Here is a 14,881-nt window from a genome sequence, read left to right as displayed (position 1 = left end):
TGCCTGGAGTTCGGCCGGGACCAGGCTGAGCTGAGGCGTTCTGGAGAAATGGGCGGTTTTGCCACAGTCGCCAGATACTGCACAGCAGAGCATGATCAATACGTAGCCAGGCGGTCACACATCGACATCTTCCAGTGCTAGGTTGGCCGCTGTGCGCCTTCCGGGCTTCGCGGAGCGTAGCGAGCACCGAGCGGTGGCCACAGGGAGCCCGCGGAAGAGCAGCAAGCAGAAACCCGAGCACGGGGAGACCTGAGCACAGAGAGAAAGGGATGCAATGACGGAGGGCCGGCATCACCGGCGTCCCGACGACGACCACACGGAAGACGGGATTTACGTCCCGCCCCCGCGTGAGATGCCACGCCCCCGGTCTGAGCCGACCGGATCGCCCGGGCAATCAGCTCATCCCGGCGCCCCCTCCCCCTGGGCGCCACAAGCACCGACCGAACCGGGCACGTCCCAGCCGCCCGATGCTCCGCCGGACTACACGCCGGCGCCCGGCTGGACACCCGCCGAGGAGGACAACGAGGACGAGGAGGAGCCGGAGGACGAAGTCTGGCCACACCAGCCGGCAGCAGCCTGGCCACCGCAACGGATCCCGACGCAACGGCAGCCGTATGAGCCCCCACCGGTACAGCCCCCACCGGTCCGGCCGCCCGAGCGGCGATCCTCGGCCACCGCATGGTGGATCGCGATCGGGATCATCGTCGTCGCGCTCGCCGTTGCCGCCGGGGTGCTGGTCGGTCTCAACCTGGCGCGGCGCGGCGCCGGTGCCCACGGCGCCGCCTGCAACGACCGTCCGGTGCTGCGCACGACCGCACCGGTGGTGGAGCGGGCCGCCAAGGACATCGGCACCGAGATCGGCGGCTGCAGCCGGGTGCGGATCACCCCGCCGGGACCCGCCCGTACCCAGGCGGAGCTGCCGGAGTAGCCGCTCGGCACGTGGATCCCGGCGTCAGGCGCGTGGTTGCGGCTGACGCCGGGATCGCTGCTGCCCTTCGGGCCGGTGAACGACCGGTCGGCGGCGCCCCGGCGGGAGGCGATGCGACAGGTCGCGGAAACCTGCCTGGCCAGCGCGATGGCCAAGATGTTCCTGGCCGCCCACACCCCGCGGTGAGGTCGAGAACCGACGAAAAGCGCTGGGTGCATCTGCCGCAAATCGGGTAGAAACGCGGAGCCCTCGACGGGGGCGATGCCATTTGTACGCGATTGGGGTGATGGCCATGAGCGGGCCTATCGTGGGCAAGCGCCGCCTCCGGGCCGAACTGAGGCGGCTCCGGCGCGAGCGCGAACTGACCCAGGACCAGGTGGCCGCCGACATGGAGTGGTCGCTGTCCAAGCTCATCCGCATCGAGAACGGCACCGTCGCCATCTCGGTGAGCGACCTGCGCAGCCTCCTGGCCTACTACCGCGTCCACGACACCAAGATGGTCGACGACCTGCTCGAGCTCGCTCGGGCGGCGAAGCGGCGGATGTGGTGGGACGAGTACCGCGCGAGTGTGCCCTCGCAAATGCTCACCTACGTGGGATTCGAAGCCGAGGCGGTCGCCATCGGCGAGTGGTCGCCGATCATGTTCCCGGCGATGATGCAGACCCGGCGTTACGCGTCGGCGACCAGCGTCGTCGACCACAACGGCGACTCACCCGTCGCGGAGCGGCGGGTCGAATTCCGGATGCGGCGGCAGGATGAGTTGCTCTCCCGTGAGCAGCCGCCGCGGGTCCTGACGGTGCTGGACGAGTCGGTGCTGCGTCGCCAGCCCGTCCACAACGACGAGGCGCTGCTCGTCGACCAGATCGAGCACGCGATCGAATTCGCCCAGCGGCCGTACGCCGACGTGCGCATCGCCCCGCTGAACATGGGATACCACCCGGGTTGGGAAGGCGAATTCACGCTGCTCGAGTTCGGCGCCGACGACGGTGTGCTCTACCGCCAGGGGCTCCTCTGGGAGGAACCCGACGCGGTGGTGACCTACCGGGAGGTGCTGCGCCGGCTGGCCGATCGCGCCCTGGCGCACGATGCCTCGATCGACTTCATGCGGCAGGTCGCCGGTGAGCTGAAGCGCGGCTGACCACAACGCGAAAAGGAAAGGCGGCTGACGCATGACGCCGGCCGATGCCCGTAGGAAGCACCGGTCGGCGTCATGCACGCCGGTGGACCGTCACGCAGGCGGGTGGAAGAGGACCCCCTTGCCGCTCTGCAGTGTCGGCTGGTTGTTCGAGTACTGGTAGGCGATCGTCCCGGCCGCGTTCTCGATGCCGACCGTGGCGTTGCTGCCCTGCTCGAAGGCGTTGTCGAGGTCCTTGTACGCGAAGGCGATGTCGCCGTTCTCGTAGAAGACCGCCTCGAACGTCAGGCGCCGTGACGTGTTGCCGTAGAGGTACACGTTGCGCCACTCGACGACGTACGCCCGGTTCGGCGCCGTTCCGGTCAGCCCGGTGCGGACGCTCGCCGAGCCGTCGACCACGAGGTCGGACCAGAACGGGTACGCGGTCGCGTTCGGGGCCGCGGTCGTCGGCAGGGTCGTGTGGTCGGCGTTGGCAGCGCCGGGGTCCACGAAGCTGACCTTGCCGTTGGTGTCGACCCATGCGGACAGGTAGCTCTGCCCGTACAACTTGACCGGGAACGGCAACGTCAGCTGGGCGATGCTGTCGTCACCGGTCAGGGTGAGCGGCGTGTCGGCGTCGATGAACGCCCGGGTGCCGTCGGCGCAGGTGTAGCCGAACGCGTCGGCGCCCTGCGTCAGCGCGAGGTTCACGGTCGAGGTGCCGGACGTGACGGTCACCGGTGCGCTCGCGCCACCGCCGCCGCAGGCCCCGCCGGACCCGACCGACGCGCTGACGGTGTAGTTGCCCGCCGTGACGTCGGTGAAGGTGTACGTGCCGTTCGCGGCCGTCGTCTTCGTGGCGCCACCCGGCGACAGCGTGACGGTCGCGCCCGACACCGGCGTGCCGGTGCCCTGGTTGGTGACCGTGCCGGTGATCGTGCCCTTCACCGGCGGTGGCTCCTCGCCGCCACCCGGCGCCTTGAACAGCACGCCGATGCCGTTCTGGAGGGCCGAGGTGTTGTTCGAGTACTGGATGCCGACCGTGCCGGCGGCGTTCTCGATGCCGACGGTCGCCGACGCACCCGCCTCCGCGGTGTTGTCGATGCCGGAGTAGTTGGTCACGACGTCACCGTTCTCGTACAGCACCGCCTCGGCGTTGATCCGCCGGGACGTGAAGCCGTACTGGTAGGCGTTGCGCCACTCGACGACGAACTGCCGGTTGGGCGCGGTGCCGATCAGCGCGGTGCGCACGCTCGCCGAGCCGTCGACGACCATGTCCGACCAGTAGGCGTAGATCGTCGAGTTGGGCAGCGACGTCGACGGGATGGCCCCGTGCGCGATCGTCGAGGTGCCCTGGTTGGCGAAGCTCAGCCGGCCGTTGGTGTCGACCCAGGCCGAGTTGTACGTGGTGCCGTAGAACTTGAAGCCGAACGGCAGCGTGATCTGGGTGAGGTTGTCGTCGCCGGTCAGCGGCAGCACCGTGCCCTCGGCCGGGATGAACGTCCGCGCGCTCGCCGAGCAGGTGTAGCCGAAGCTGTCGCCGCACGACGAGGTGTAGTTGGCGGTGTACGTCCGGTCGGTCGTCGGTGCGGTCACCACGTGGGTCTGCGCGCCGCCGTCCGACCAGCTCGCGAACGCCTGCGGGACGCCGTTCTGGTTCTGTGGCGTCGGAGCGCTGACCGTGTTGGTCGAGCCCTGGATGACGGTACGGGTGAACGGCGCCGTCGCGCTCGTCGCGCCCACGGTCAGCTGGAGGCCGGCCGGGTTGGACACGAACGTGAGGTCGACCGTCTTCGGCTGCACGTTGACCGTGGTGGTGCTGGTCAGCCCGCCCGCGTCGGTCGCCGTCAGGCGGAACTCGAGATACGACGGGTACTCGTGGTCGGGTGCGGTGAGCGTGCCGCTCGCGACGCCGGTGAGCGTCTGCATCGGGTGCTCGTGGCACACGCCCGGCGACGAGCAGTGGTGCAGGACGATCGTCCAGTTCAGCGCCGACGCCGGCAGGGTGCCCTGCTGCGGGTCGGTGGCGTGCCCGGAGAAGTTGATCGTGTCGCCGACCGCCCAGGTGAGGCTGCTCGCCGGGCTGTCGATGATCGCGGTCGGCGCGTCGTTGCCGGCCGTGATCGTGATGGTCTTGTCGTTGGTGACGCCGAGCGTGTCGGTGACCCGCAGGCGGGCCGTGTACGTGCCGGGTGTCGTGTACGTGTACGTGGCGGTGGGCGTCGCCGACGGGGCGCCGGTGTCGAACGTGCCGTCGTTGGTGAAGTCCCACTGGTACTTCAGCAGGCCCTGGTCGGCGGGGTCGGCATCGGTGGACGTCGAGCCGTCGAAGTTCACCGTGAGCGGGGTGCCGCCGGCGGTACGGTCCGCGGTGATCGCGGCGACCGGCGGCTGGTTGCCGTCGAAGTACCGGATCCGCCGGACGGTGCCGCCCAGGTCCACGTAGTACAGCTCGTTGCCGGGGCCGACGGCGAGGTCGACCGGGTTCGCGGCGCCGGCGGCGAACGTGATGATGTTCGACGGGTTCGGCAGGCCGTTGGTGCCCGGCATCATCGCCCAGATGCAGTCGCGGCTGTAGTCGGAGAAGAACATGGCGCCGCGGTACGCCGCCGGGTAGGGGCCGGTGTCGGACGGGTAGAACGCCACGCCGGACGACGACGAGCTGCCGCTCGGGCACGACTCGCCGGCGACCACCTTCGCGTTGTGGTTCCACGAGTAGTAGGGCTGGACGTTCGGTACCGACGGGTTCGCGCCGTACATCGGCGTGCACAGGTTGAGGTTCGCGCCCTGGTAGCCGCCCTGCGGGTTCGGGCCCTCGATGCACGGCCACCCGTAGTTGCCGACCGGTGTGCCGGTCGGGTTCGCCACCCGGTTGATCTCCTCGTACGCGTTCCAGCCGACCTCGCCGCTCCAGACCTCGTTGGTGCCGGGGCGAATGGTGAACCGGAACGGGTTGCGCATGCCGTAGGCGACGATCCGGCGGGTGTTGGCGTCGGCCGACGCGGCGAGCGGGTTGTTCGGCATGGCGGCGCCGGTGTTCGGGTCGATCCGGATGATCGTGCCGTTGAGCTGCGTCGCGTCGCCGGTGGTCCGGACGTCCTGGGAGCGCAGCGCGCCGCCCTCGGCGGTCGGTGGGTTCATCGCACCGCCCGGCGGGTCGCCGCACGGGTTGACCGGGCTGCCGAACTGGCCGTAGTCGGTGGCGCTGAAGCTGGCGCCGTCGCCGGAGGACGCGTAGAGCGCGCCGTCGGCGCCGAAGCGCAGGTCGCCGATCGAGTGGCTGGGGAACTGCTGACACCAGTCGGTGATGAGGACCTGCTCGCTGCCGGTCATCTGGTTGCCGGCGGCCTGCAGACGGGAGAGGCGGCCGGTGACGACGCAGGTACCGTTGTTGGCGTCGGGGCAGACGTCGTTCCACCGCGGCGCGGTGCCGCCGGGCAGGGCATCGTAGGTGTAGAGGACGTAGACCCAGGGGTTGGCCGGGAAGCCGGGCGCCAGCGCGAGGCCGAGCAGGCCGCGGTCCCACTGGTCGTGCACGTTGGTGCGCAGGTCGGCGAACGTGTCCGGGATCGGGTCGGCCAGGCTGTCGAAGACCTTGATGACGCCACGCTTCTCGGCGACGAAGACGCGGCCGTCCGGGGAGAACTCGATGTTCGTGGGGTTGTTGAGCCCGCTGAAGACCACCTGTTCCTGGAAGCCGGTCGGCATCGTCGCCGCCGCGGCCGGCTGCCCACCGGCGATCGGCGTGATGACGCTGGCCATGAGCGCGGCGGCAAGGAACGTGCGCAGGGTTTGTCGACGCATCGACATGGACCGTCCCCTCCTGAGGGTGAGGCCGAGGCAGCGGGAGGGTCTGGGGGTCCCCGCACCCGCTGAAATTGCGCCAGCCTACCGACCACCAGGACGCGAAGAACTGTCGCGTTTCCGACCATGATCCGGATGATCCGGATCGAACTACTCCACAATGGACACCGTTCGATCCGCGTGGTGACAAAGACCACCCGTTCGGTCGACGCACCGACTCACGCAGCACCGGGACCTGGTCGCCGGCCTTGCCACCTCCGACGCCCGACTTTTTCATGACCCCGAAAACTACGCGCCGATCTTGGAGTTGTGGCGCCATGAACCTCCGAATTTGTCCGGATTTGTCAAGCACCACAACTCCAAGATCAGCGCGGTTGTCGGGGTGACGACGGCGAGCTCGGCGAACGTGCGCCGGCCCTGCATGACCTGGCTGACGCCGCAGCGCACGATCGCGGCCGGACGCGGCCGGTGGATCGGCCGGTCGTCGAGCGTGACGGCACCCGGTGACCGCGCCGTCGTGCACGTCGAGCAGGGCCCGCAACAGGGTGGTCTTGCCCGCGCCGTTCGCACCGAGCAGCGCGACGATCCGACCGGGGGCACGGCCAGGCTGACGCAACATCACGTCGTCGTAGACGACCTCAAGGTTCTGAACCTGTAACACTGGCGGCTCCCCGCGATCTGGGGTGGGGTCAAACTTTGTGCATCGTTGGTGAATAAAGTTAGGTGCATTTAACCTGCTCTCTGAAAAGAATCAAGCCCCAAATATGTGTCCGTCAACACTGTTGGCCAACTCGACATAACCGTCCGATGTGGACTCACAACGGCCGGTAATCCGGACTTTTGGGGTAATAGATATTGAGGCCGACGGGTGGGTTTCGCGATCTCGTCGGTGACGTTAGGTTAGGCCTGGCCTGCTCGGCAGTCCGTCGCCCACCCCGGGCGGCGCCGGGCAAGCGCCGCCGAATCGAGCTTCGCGCGCTGCGGCGCGCATCGAGCCGGGGACCCCGATCTCGGGGGTGAATCCGCTGGCCAAGGATGGTCGCGGTAGGGCGCTCTCCTCTTCTCGCCCGAACCCGTCAGCTAACCCGGTAGGCGGTCGGTGAAGAAGGGTCCTTTCCTTGTCCACTGGACACCGCGCTCGCCGCTCGGTGCTGCGGACCCTGCTGATCGGGGCCGTGTCACTGAGTGTGTTGGCGCCAGCGACGGTCGCACATGCCGATCCGACGCTCGCAGAGATCGAGGCCCAGCTCCAGAAGTCGGGCGAGGAACTCGAGGCGACGGTCGAGGCGTGGAACCAGATGAACGTCGCTCTCGCTGACTCCCAGGCGAAGGTCGCCGATCTGCAGACGAAGCTCAAGCCGCTGGAGGACGCCGTCGCCGCGTCCGCCGAGAGTGTGCAGAGCGCCGCGATCCACGCCTTCAAGACCTCGGGCAACCTGCGCAACCTGTCCGTCGTGCTCAACGCTGGCTCGTCGGACACGCTGGTGGATCAGCTCTCCATGCTGAATGAGATCACCCGCCAGCAGCAGAAGCACATCGACGATTTCCGAACGGCGAAGACCGCGCTCGAAGAACAGAAGAAGGGCTACGACGAGACGATCGCCGCGCAGAACGCACAGAAGGCGGAGATCGAGGCCAAGCGCAAGAAGATCGAGAAAGACATGGCCCAGCTCGACAAGCTCAAGCAGAAGGTCAACAAGCCGGCCACGCCGAAGGGTCCGCCACCGGCGGTGTCCGGCAAGGCCGGCATCGCGGTCAAGTTCGCCTACGACCAGATCGGCGATCCCTACAAGTTCGGCGCGGCCGGTCCCAATGCCTACGACTGCTCGGGGCTCACGATGGCGGCCTGGAAGGCAGCCGGCGTCAGCCTCCCGCACAGTGCCGCCCAGCAATGGGGCGTGGTCGCGCACATCTCGCGGGGCGACCTGCAACCGGGTGACCTGGTGTTCTACAACAACCTCGGCCACGTCGCCATCTATGAGGGCGGCGGAAAGGTCATCCACGCGCCGACCAGCGGCCGGACCGTGACCGAGGCATCGGTCGACATGGGTAACAAGATCTACGGATACGGCCGGGTCAAGGCCTGACCACACCACGTCCGATGAGGGGCCGTGCCGCTTCGGCGGTGCGGCCCCTCATCATTGAGGGCATGACGTCGTGGGACCCCGAGCAGTACAACCGGTTCGCCGACGAGCGCGCCCGGCCCTTCCACGAGCTGGTCGCCCGCATCCCGACCAAGGACGCGGTGGCCGTCGTCGACCTCGGCTGCGGTCCGGGGACGATGACCGCGACGCTCGCGGCGCGCTGGCCGGACGCGGCGGTCCTCGGCATCGACTCCTCCCCCGCAATGATCTCGGCGGCCGGACCCCTGCAGACCGCCCAGCTCCGGTTCCAGCTCGGGGACGTCGCCGGCTGGCGGCCGCAGCGGGGCTCGGTCGACGTCATCGTGGCCAACGCCGCGCTGCAGTGGGTGCCCGACCACGCCACGCTGCTGCCGATCTGGGCCGCCGCGCTGGACGACGGCGGAACGCTCGCCTTCCAGGTGCCCTGCTTCACGTTCACGGCGATCGAGGACGTCGTCTCGGCGCCGCGGTGGGCGCCGCTGCTCTCGGCCGCGCTGGAGTCGACAGGGCCGCGCTCGAACAGTCCGGTCCTCACCCCGCAGGAGTACGTGCAAATCCTCGCCGGTGCCGGCCTCACGGTCGACGTGTGGCAGACGACATACCACCACGTGCTGCCCGGCGACGATCCGGTGCTCGAATGGTTCAGCGGGACGGGCCTGCGGCCCTACTTCGACGCGCTCTCCGGCCAGGACCTGGCCGACTTCCGCGCCGAGGTGGCCGCCCGCCTGCGGTCGGCCTACCCGCGCGAGCCGTTCGGCACGATCCTGCCGTTCCCGCGGCTGTTCGTCGTCGCGCATCGACCCTGACCTGCGTCGGCTGGCTTACAGTGCGCCCCGGTGAGCGAATTTAGCCTGATCGGGTGACTCAACCTCGCCGTCGCAGCACGCTCAAGATCGTGCTGATCATTCTTGCCATCGTCATCGTCGTGTGTTGCGGCGGTGGCGCCGCCGGGTTCTACTTCCTGTTCACCGGTGTCACGAAGGCCCCGAAGGCCGCGACCTCGGCGTTCCTGGACGAACTGGAGGCGGGCAACTACACCGCCGCCTACAACCGGCTGTGCGCCGACACCAAGAGCGAGTTCGAGCAGCCGACCTTCGAGGAGAAGATCAAGGCCCGGCAGCCGAAGTCGCACGACCTGGACTGGGGCGGCTCGTACGACAACACCAACGGCCGGGAGACCGCCGCGATCACCGGCAACGTCACCTTCACCGACGGCTCGTCCGACAACGAGAGGTTCCAGCTGCGCAAGGAAGGCGGCGACTGGAAGGTCTGCGGCAACCCGCTCACGCTGCGCTGACCTCTTGCTGCATGATCGCGCGAAAGAGGCCCCGGTCGCCGTGCCGGGGCCTCTCGCGTCTCTCAGGGGTGTTGCTGGGGTTATGCGGCCTGCAGACCCTCGGCCCGGGCCAGCTCACGCAGCCGGCCGAGCGCCTGGATCTCGAGCTGACGGATCCGCTCGCGGGAGAGCGAGAACCGGGTCGCCACCTCGGTCAGGGAGTGCTCACGACCGTCCTCGAGACCGTAGCGGGCACGCATGATGCCGGCTGAACGGTCGTCGAGGTGGTTGAGCAGACCCTCGATCCGCTGGCGCTCAAGGGCGGCGAGGACAACGTCCTCCGGCGACGGGGCGTCGGAGTCCGCGACCAGGTCACCGAGGTTGGTGTCACCGTCGTCACCGACCGGGGTGTCGAGCGACACCGTGTCCTGCGACCACCGCATGAGCTCGTGAACCCGCTCGACCGGCACGCCGAGCGCGGTGGCCAGCTGCTCCGGCTCCGGCTCGTTGCCCAGCTCACGGGTCAGCTGACGCGCGACGTTGCGCATCCGGTTGACGTCTTCGACGAGGTGCACCGGCAGCCGGACCGTCCGCTCCTGCTGCGCGATCGCCCGGCTGATCGCCTGGCGGATCCACCACGTCGCATATGTCGAGAACTTGTATCCGCGCACGTAGTCGAACTTCTCGACGGCACGCACCAGGCCGGTGTTGCCCTCCTGAATCAGGTCGAGCATCGGCATGCCGGACCGCACGTAACGACGGGCGATCGAGACCACCAGTCGCAGGTTGGCCCGGATGAACCGGTCCTTCGCCCGCTCGCCCTCAACGACGAGGCGCTGCAGCTCGGCCTCCGTCACGCCTTCGGGAAGCTTGTCGGACTCCAGCAGGTGCTCCGCGTAGAGCCCGGCCTCGACCGCCTTGGACAGCTCGACCTCAGAAGCGGCGTCGAGCAGCGGCGTGCGGGAGATCTCATGCAGGTAGACTCCGACGAGGTCCCGCTCCTCGGCACCTGTGTCGGATCGCATCTCCACTTTCACGTTCTCCACCTTCGGGCCCCTCCCCGTCCATCCTTCGCCTTCCCCGTTTTCACCCTGCTAAAACGGGCGCCCCCCGGGTATGCCCCCTGCACAACACCCAGCACGCCCTCCGAATTCCGCCCTCAGGGGCGATTCGGTGACGACCCCTGAGAGTTGCACCACTTACCTAGACGCTCTAGAGGCTGCTCCGGTTCGCTTCGGTTGCAACAAGTGATACGTGGTATTCCTGCCCGTCAGACGCCTAAACTCGCTGTGAGTTCCCTGGGAACGGCGGCTGGTGGGATCGGGGTCACCGGTGTTCATCGGCAACAGTCGGCCAGACGACAGGCAAAACGCTCTGAAGGATGAGAAATCGGCTTCCCTCGTTGGGGGCTTGACGCACGGCGCCACCTGTCGAAATGCCGACCGGGCCACCGTGCGCCTCTACCGGGAGTTCCATTCCCGCAACAGCTTGGCTTCTTCCTCGTTCGAAAGCCCGGTGTTGTGCGATACCTCACTCAACCCGGAAAGTGTGTCACGGACCGTCTCACGAAGTGGGCGAACACGGAGACCGGCCTCGATCGACGGCGTGGCGTCACGACTGAGGAACCCTCCGTATTCGGGCAAAGGCAGCCAAAGGGGCAGCGATCGCGGCCCGGACCACGGCGCCACCTCGCGAACTGTCAGGAAACTCTGAGGAATCCACGTGAGGGTATGCACGGAAGGCGCCCCTTCGGCCAACCCAGCGTGAAACTCGCGACGGGTAAGCGGCGCCCCGATGCCGTCGAACGTGCCGGCCAGGCCGCGGTCGGCCGCCCGGACGATCCAGTCGGCGAGGTCCCGGACGTCGATCAACTGGATCAGGTCGTCCGGCTCACCGGGCGCGAGGATCTCACCGCCGCGCGCGGCGCGGCGCACCCAGTAGTCGAACCGCCCGGTCGGGTCCTCGGGACCGACGATGAGCCCGGCGCGGCAGACGAAGACCCGGTCGGCGACCGACGCCACGAGCTGCTCGCAGGTGACCTTGCACCGGCCGTACGCTTCGGCGTCGGCGAACGGGTCGTCGAACCCCTGCGGCGCCGGCTCCATGACGGGAGCGTCGGTGACGGTCTGCCCCGGCGTGGCGGTGTCGGCGTAGACGGACCCGCTCGAGACGAACGTGAAGTGCCCGACCCGCCCACGAAGCGCCTCGACGGCGTTCCGGACGTGGCTGGGGCGGCGGCCGACGTCGACGACGGCGTCGAACGCGCCGTCGAGGGCGTCGAGCCCGCCCGGGTCGTCCCGGTCGACGCGGACGAACTGGACGCCGTCGACCGGTCGGCCGGACGAGCCGCGGGCGGCACAGACGACGTCGTGGCCGGCGTCACGGGCCTGCCGGGCCACGGCACGGCCGAGGAACACGGTGCCACCGAGAACAAGGATCTTCATCGCTCGATCCTGGGGTGTCGGTAACCGGACCAGAACCGCTGTTCACCAGAAGCGGATCCGCCGAGAACGAAAACTCCGGCCACGGGTCGTCGGGATCATGGGCGGCGAACCCACGCCGGAGCCGCTGGTCAGATTCGGTGGGACGACGGCGGGCGGCGCGGGCGGGTCTTGCGGACGACCAGCACGAACAGCGCCAGCCCCGACATCACGATCGCTGACACCGCCAGCCAGAGCGACCAGCGGCGGGGAGGAGCGCCGCCCGGGGGCAGTGCACCTTCCACTGTGGTCGGTGACGACGCGACCGCGGGCGCCGAGGACACCGGAGCAAACGCCCAGATCCGCAGGTAATCCACCTCGAACTCGGCCGGCAGCGCGGTTGCGGCAGTCGGGGTGCCGGCCTTGTCGCCCGTGGTCACCGCGAACCCGAACCAGCGCGGCTGGGTGGAGACCGCCGGGTCGGCGGAGCGCTCCCTGCCGTCGACGGAGATCCGGAAGCCCGACGGCGCCCACTCGATGACGTAGGTGTGCCAGTCGCTGAACGTCCCGGGCAGCATCTTCGTGGAGGTACCGGATCCGTTGCCGTTGCTGACGACGGCCGTTTCGTCGCCCGGCCGAGCCAAGATCGCGAGCTGCGAGACGTCGCGGGCCTGGCCGTCCACCGGCCGCAGCATGACCACCGACTCGATTCCCGCGCCGGTCGGCACCCGCGCGCGGAACTCGTAGCGGCCGTACTGCTGGGTGGCGCCGAGGCAGCGCACCTCGCCCGTGACGTAAGGCTTCCCACCGTAGGCGCGGCGGTGCAGCGCCAGCCGGAGGCGCCCGTCGGACACGGTGACCGCCTCGGGCCGGAAGTAGCCGGCCTGCGTGCCGTCCGGCGCGCCGTCGTAGGCGGAGCAGCCCGACGGCAGCGCGCCGGCGTCGTCGAAGGACTGGGAGAAGACCGGCGTCCAGCCCGGCGGGTCGGCGGCATCCGCCCGGGCCGGGGACACGCACGTGATGGACGCGACGACGACCACCACGGCCGCGGCTCGCCTCAGCATGCGCACGCCTCCGGAAAGACGCTGTCCTTTCCGGCAACCTACCCGATACCTTGCGGATGCGCAGGACCGCGGAACGTCGGCACCGGGCGGCCGCCCCGTGCCGGACCCTCGCTTTTACCCGCAGGTCACCTATCTGTTCACAACAGGTGCTCGCGCCGGATCGACGACCACGGAAGGATGGCCATCGACGCATGTGTCCTTCCAAAAGGAGAGATCATGGCCCAGCCCCGCGCACGCGGTTGGCGGATCGCCCAGCACCTCGCGGTGCCGGCACTCGCCGTCGCGGTCGTCGCCCTCTTACCCCTGGCCAAGGCCGGCACCGCCGAGGGAACCGACCGGTGGACGCCGCTCACCCCGGCCAAGGTCTCGTTCGGTCAGAAGGCCGGCCCGACGACTACGGCACAGTTGCTCGGCTTCAACGACTTCCACGGCAACATCGACCCGCCGACCGGCAGCGGCGGGTTGATCAATGGCACGCCCGCGGGCGGCGCCGAATACCTCAGCACCTGGCTGACCAAGCTGCGCAACGACGCCGCGAACAACGGCGTGCGCAACAGCGACACGGTCGTCGCCGGTGACAGCATCGGGGCCACACCCCTGGTGAGCGCCGCCTTCCACGACGAGCCGGCGATCGAGGTCCTCAACCGGATGGGCGTCGACATCTCGTCGGTCGGCAACCACGAGTTCGACGAGGGTGTCGACGAGCTCAAGCGCATCCAGTTCGGCGGCTGCCACCCGGTCGACGGTTGCCAGGACGGCGACGGCTTCTCGGGTGCGAACTTCCCGTACCTCGCCGCCAACGTCACCAACAAGTCCAACGGCCTGCCGATCCTCCTGCCCTTCACGCTGCGCTTCTACGACGGCGTCCCGGTCGCGTACGTCGGCATGACGCTGGAGGCCACCCCCGGCATCGTGAACCCGGCGGGCATCAAGAACGTCAACTTCAAGGACGAGGTCGAGACCGCCAACCAGTACGCCACCGTCCTGAGCTGGCTCGGCGTCCGCTCGCTGGTGCTCGTGATCCACGAGGGCGGCATGCAGAGCAGCCCGCCCGCGCCGCTGGACCCGTCCGGCTGCGCCAACTTCGCCGGCCCGATCACCGACATCGTCAAGGGGCTCAACCCGGCGTACGGCGTGGTCGTCTCCGGCCACACGCACCGCTTCTACACCTGCCAGCTGCCCAACTCCTCGGGCGCCGACTCGCTGGTGACGAGCGCCGGCACGGCCGGCACGCTGGTGACGGACATCCGCGTCACGCTGGACAAGAAGTCCCGCAAGTTCGTCGACGCGTCGGCCACCAACGTGATCGTCGAGAACGGTGTGAAGAACGCCGACGGCACCTGGAAGACGGAGAACGGCGTCCCGGTCCGCAACCCCGACCTGGTCGACCCGAAGATCAAGAAGATCGCGGACAAGTACCGCACGGCCGTCGCGCCGATCGCCAACCGGATCGTCGGCAGCATCACCGCCGACATCACGACCACGGCGACCGCCGCGGGCGAGACGCCGCTCGGTGACGTGATCGCGGACGCGCAGCTGGCCTACACCAAGTCGGCCGGTGCGCAGATCGCGTTCATGAACCCCGGTGGCATCCGGGCGCCGCTGACCTACGCCAACTCGCCCGGCGGCGAGGCTCCCGGCCAGGTCACCTACGGTGAGTGCTTCACGGTCCAGCCGTTCAACAACCTGGTCGTGACGCAGTCGTTCACCGGCGCCCAGATCAAGGACGTGCTGGAGCAGCAGTTCGTCGGCTTCGGCGGGCAGACCACCCAGCGGATCCTGCAGGTCTCCGGCGGCCTGACGTACACGTACAGTGCTTCCGCGGTGCCGGGGTCGAAGATCAGCAACCTGGCGCTCAACGGCACCCCGATCAACCCGGCGGCGACCTACCTGGTGACCACGAACGACTTCCTCGCCAACGGCGGTGACGGGTTCACCAACCTGGCGAAGGGCACCGGCCGGGTCACCGCGCCGGGCTTCGACGTGGACGCGCTGGTGGCCCACCTCGGCACCGGACCGATCGCGCCCGGCCCGGGCAACCGGATCACGCGCGTCGCCTGATCGCGAATTTTGCCTGATCAGTGCTCGTGTGGGCGGGCGGCGGGTTTTGCTCCCGCTCGCCCACACGTATGCTCGCAACGCCCGAGTGCCA

The 14,881-nt window shown here is 68.8% G+C and carries 12 protein-coding genes and 1 riboswitch; of the genes, 8 read left to right on the top strand and 4 right to left on the bottom strand.

Annotation, left to right across the window (positions count from 1 at the left end; translation table 11 throughout):
* Nucleotides 1-352: 352 nt before the first annotated feature.
* The 3 genes from Dfulv_RS06150 to Dfulv_RS06140 all read left to right on the top strand — a co-directional run bounded on the left by Dfulv_RS06150 (nucleotide 353) and on the right by Dfulv_RS06140 (nucleotide 2,066).
* On the top strand, nucleotides 353-928 hold the full coding sequence (locus tag Dfulv_RS06150; protein WP_259861646.1) for a hypothetical protein: 576 nt from the start codon (nucleotides 353-355) through the stop codon (nucleotides 926-928).
* 36 nt (nucleotides 929-964) lie between these two features.
* The gene (locus tag Dfulv_RS06145; RefSeq protein ID WP_259861645.1) at nucleotides 965-1,114 is read left to right on the top strand and encodes a hypothetical protein; all 150 of its coding nucleotides are present in this window, start codon (nucleotides 965-967) and stop codon (nucleotides 1,112-1,114) included.
* Between the two features lie 106 nt (nucleotides 1,115-1,220).
* On the top strand, nucleotides 1,221-2,066 hold the full coding sequence (locus Dfulv_RS06140; protein WP_259861643.1) for a helix-turn-helix domain-containing protein: 846 nt from the start codon (nucleotides 1,221-1,223) through the stop codon (nucleotides 2,064-2,066).
* A 90-nt stretch (nucleotides 2,067-2,156) separates the two neighbouring features.
* Here the strand turns inward: Dfulv_RS06140 and Dfulv_RS06135 are convergent, their stop codons facing one another.
* On the bottom strand, nucleotides 2,157-5,846 hold the full coding sequence (locus Dfulv_RS06135; protein WP_259861642.1) for a PQQ-dependent sugar dehydrogenase: 3,690 nt from the start codon (nucleotides 5,844-5,846) through the stop codon (nucleotides 2,157-2,159).
* 421 nt (nucleotides 5,847-6,267) lie between these two features.
* Between Dfulv_RS06135 and Dfulv_RS06130 the strand changes: the two genes are divergently transcribed.
* The 4 genes from Dfulv_RS06130 to Dfulv_RS06115 all read left to right on the top strand — a co-directional run bounded on the left by Dfulv_RS06130 (nucleotide 6,268) and on the right by Dfulv_RS06115 (nucleotide 9,266).
* The gene (locus Dfulv_RS06130) at nucleotides 6,268-6,504 is read left to right on the top strand and encodes a hypothetical protein (protein WP_259861640.1); all 237 of its coding nucleotides are present in this window, start codon (nucleotides 6,268-6,270) and stop codon (nucleotides 6,502-6,504) included.
* Nucleotides 6,505-6,812: 308 nt separating this feature from the next.
* Nucleotides 6,813-6,956: riboswitch (cyclic di-AMP (ydaO/yuaA leader) on the top strand.
* A gap of 8 nt (nucleotides 6,957-6,964) precedes the next feature.
* Nucleotides 6,965-7,933, top strand: coding sequence for a C40 family peptidase (locus Dfulv_RS06125; protein WP_259861639.1), 969 nt, complete (start codon nucleotides 6,965-6,967; stop codon nucleotides 7,931-7,933).
* 62 nt (nucleotides 7,934-7,995) lie between these two features.
* A complete protein-coding gene (locus Dfulv_RS06120; protein WP_259861638.1) occupies nucleotides 7,996-8,775 on the top strand; it encodes a methyltransferase domain-containing protein in 780 nt (259 codons plus the stop codon).
* Between the two features lie 53 nt (nucleotides 8,776-8,828).
* Entirely contained in the window at nucleotides 8,829-9,266 is a 438-nt protein-coding gene (locus Dfulv_RS06115) for an Rv0361 family membrane protein (RefSeq protein ID WP_259861637.1), read from the top strand.
* Between the two features lie 80 nt (nucleotides 9,267-9,346).
* On the opposite strand, the gene Dfulv_RS06110 is transcribed toward Dfulv_RS06115, so the two are convergent.
* From Dfulv_RS06110 to Dfulv_RS06100, 3 genes are all read right to left on the bottom strand, one after another.
* A complete protein-coding gene (locus Dfulv_RS06110; protein ID WP_259867468.1) occupies nucleotides 9,347-10,270 on the bottom strand; it encodes a sigma-70 family RNA polymerase sigma factor in 924 nt (307 codons plus the stop codon).
* Nucleotides 10,271-10,705: 435 nt separating this feature from the next.
* A complete protein-coding gene (locus tag Dfulv_RS06105; RefSeq protein ID WP_259861636.1) occupies nucleotides 10,706-11,689 on the bottom strand; it encodes an NAD-dependent epimerase/dehydratase family protein in 984 nt (327 codons plus the stop codon).
* 128 nt (nucleotides 11,690-11,817) lie between these two features.
* On the bottom strand, nucleotides 11,818-12,729 hold the full coding sequence (locus tag Dfulv_RS06100; protein WP_259861635.1) for a glycoside hydrolase family 16 protein: 912 nt from the start codon (nucleotides 12,727-12,729) through the stop codon (nucleotides 11,818-11,820).
* Between the two features lie 216 nt (nucleotides 12,730-12,945).
* Between Dfulv_RS06100 and Dfulv_RS06095 the strand changes: the two genes are divergently transcribed.
* Nucleotides 12,946-14,790 carry a bifunctional metallophosphatase/5'-nucleotidase gene (locus Dfulv_RS06095; protein WP_259861634.1) on the top strand — a complete coding sequence of 615 codons (1,845 nt, stop codon included), beginning with the start codon at nucleotides 12,946-12,948 and terminating at the stop codon, nucleotides 14,788-14,790.
* Nucleotides 14,791-14,881 lie beyond the last annotated feature (91 nt).

The organism is Dactylosporangium fulvum (assembly GCF_025137375.1).
In the GTDB taxonomy this organism is placed as follows: domain Bacteria; phylum Actinomycetota; class Actinomycetes; order Mycobacteriales; family Micromonosporaceae; genus Dactylosporangium; species Dactylosporangium fulvum.
This window is presented reverse-complemented; position numbering and strand designations above follow the sequence as displayed.

What these genes read in the sequence shown, in the direction of transcription:
- Dfulv_RS06150 (WP_259861646.1), top strand. Translation starts at nt 353, where the DNA reads ATGCCACGCCCCCGGTCTGAGCCGACCGGATCGCCCGGGCAATCAGCT.
- Dfulv_RS06140 (WP_259861643.1), top strand. Translation starts at nt 1,221, where the DNA reads ATGAGCGGGCCTATCGTGGGCAAGCGCCGCCTCCGGGCCGAACTGAGG.
- Dfulv_RS06135 (WP_259861642.1), bottom strand. Translation starts at nt 5,846, where the DNA reads ATGCGTCGACAAACCCTGCGCACGTTCCTTGCCGCCGCGCTCATGGCC.
- Dfulv_RS06130 (WP_259861640.1), top strand. Translation starts at nt 6,268, where the DNA reads ATGACCTGGCTGACGCCGCAGCGCACGATCGCGGCCGGACGCGGCCGG.
- Dfulv_RS06120 (WP_259861638.1), top strand. Translation starts at nt 7,996, where the DNA reads ATGACGTCGTGGGACCCCGAGCAGTACAACCGGTTCGCCGACGAGCGC.
- Dfulv_RS06110 (WP_259867468.1), bottom strand. Translation starts at nt 10,270, where the DNA reads ATGCGATCCGACACAGGTGCCGAGGAGCGGGACCTCGTCGGAGTCTAC.
- Dfulv_RS06105 (WP_259861636.1), bottom strand. Translation starts at nt 11,689, where the DNA reads ATGAAGATCCTTGTTCTCGGTGGCACCGTGTTCCTCGGCCGTGCCGTG.
- Dfulv_RS06100 (WP_259861635.1), bottom strand. Translation starts at nt 12,729, where the DNA reads ATGCTGAGGCGAGCCGCGGCCGTGGTGGTCGTCGTCGCGTCCATCACG.
- Dfulv_RS06095 (WP_259861634.1), top strand. Translation starts at nt 12,946, where the DNA reads ATGGCCCAGCCCCGCGCACGCGGTTGGCGGATCGCCCAGCACCTCGCG.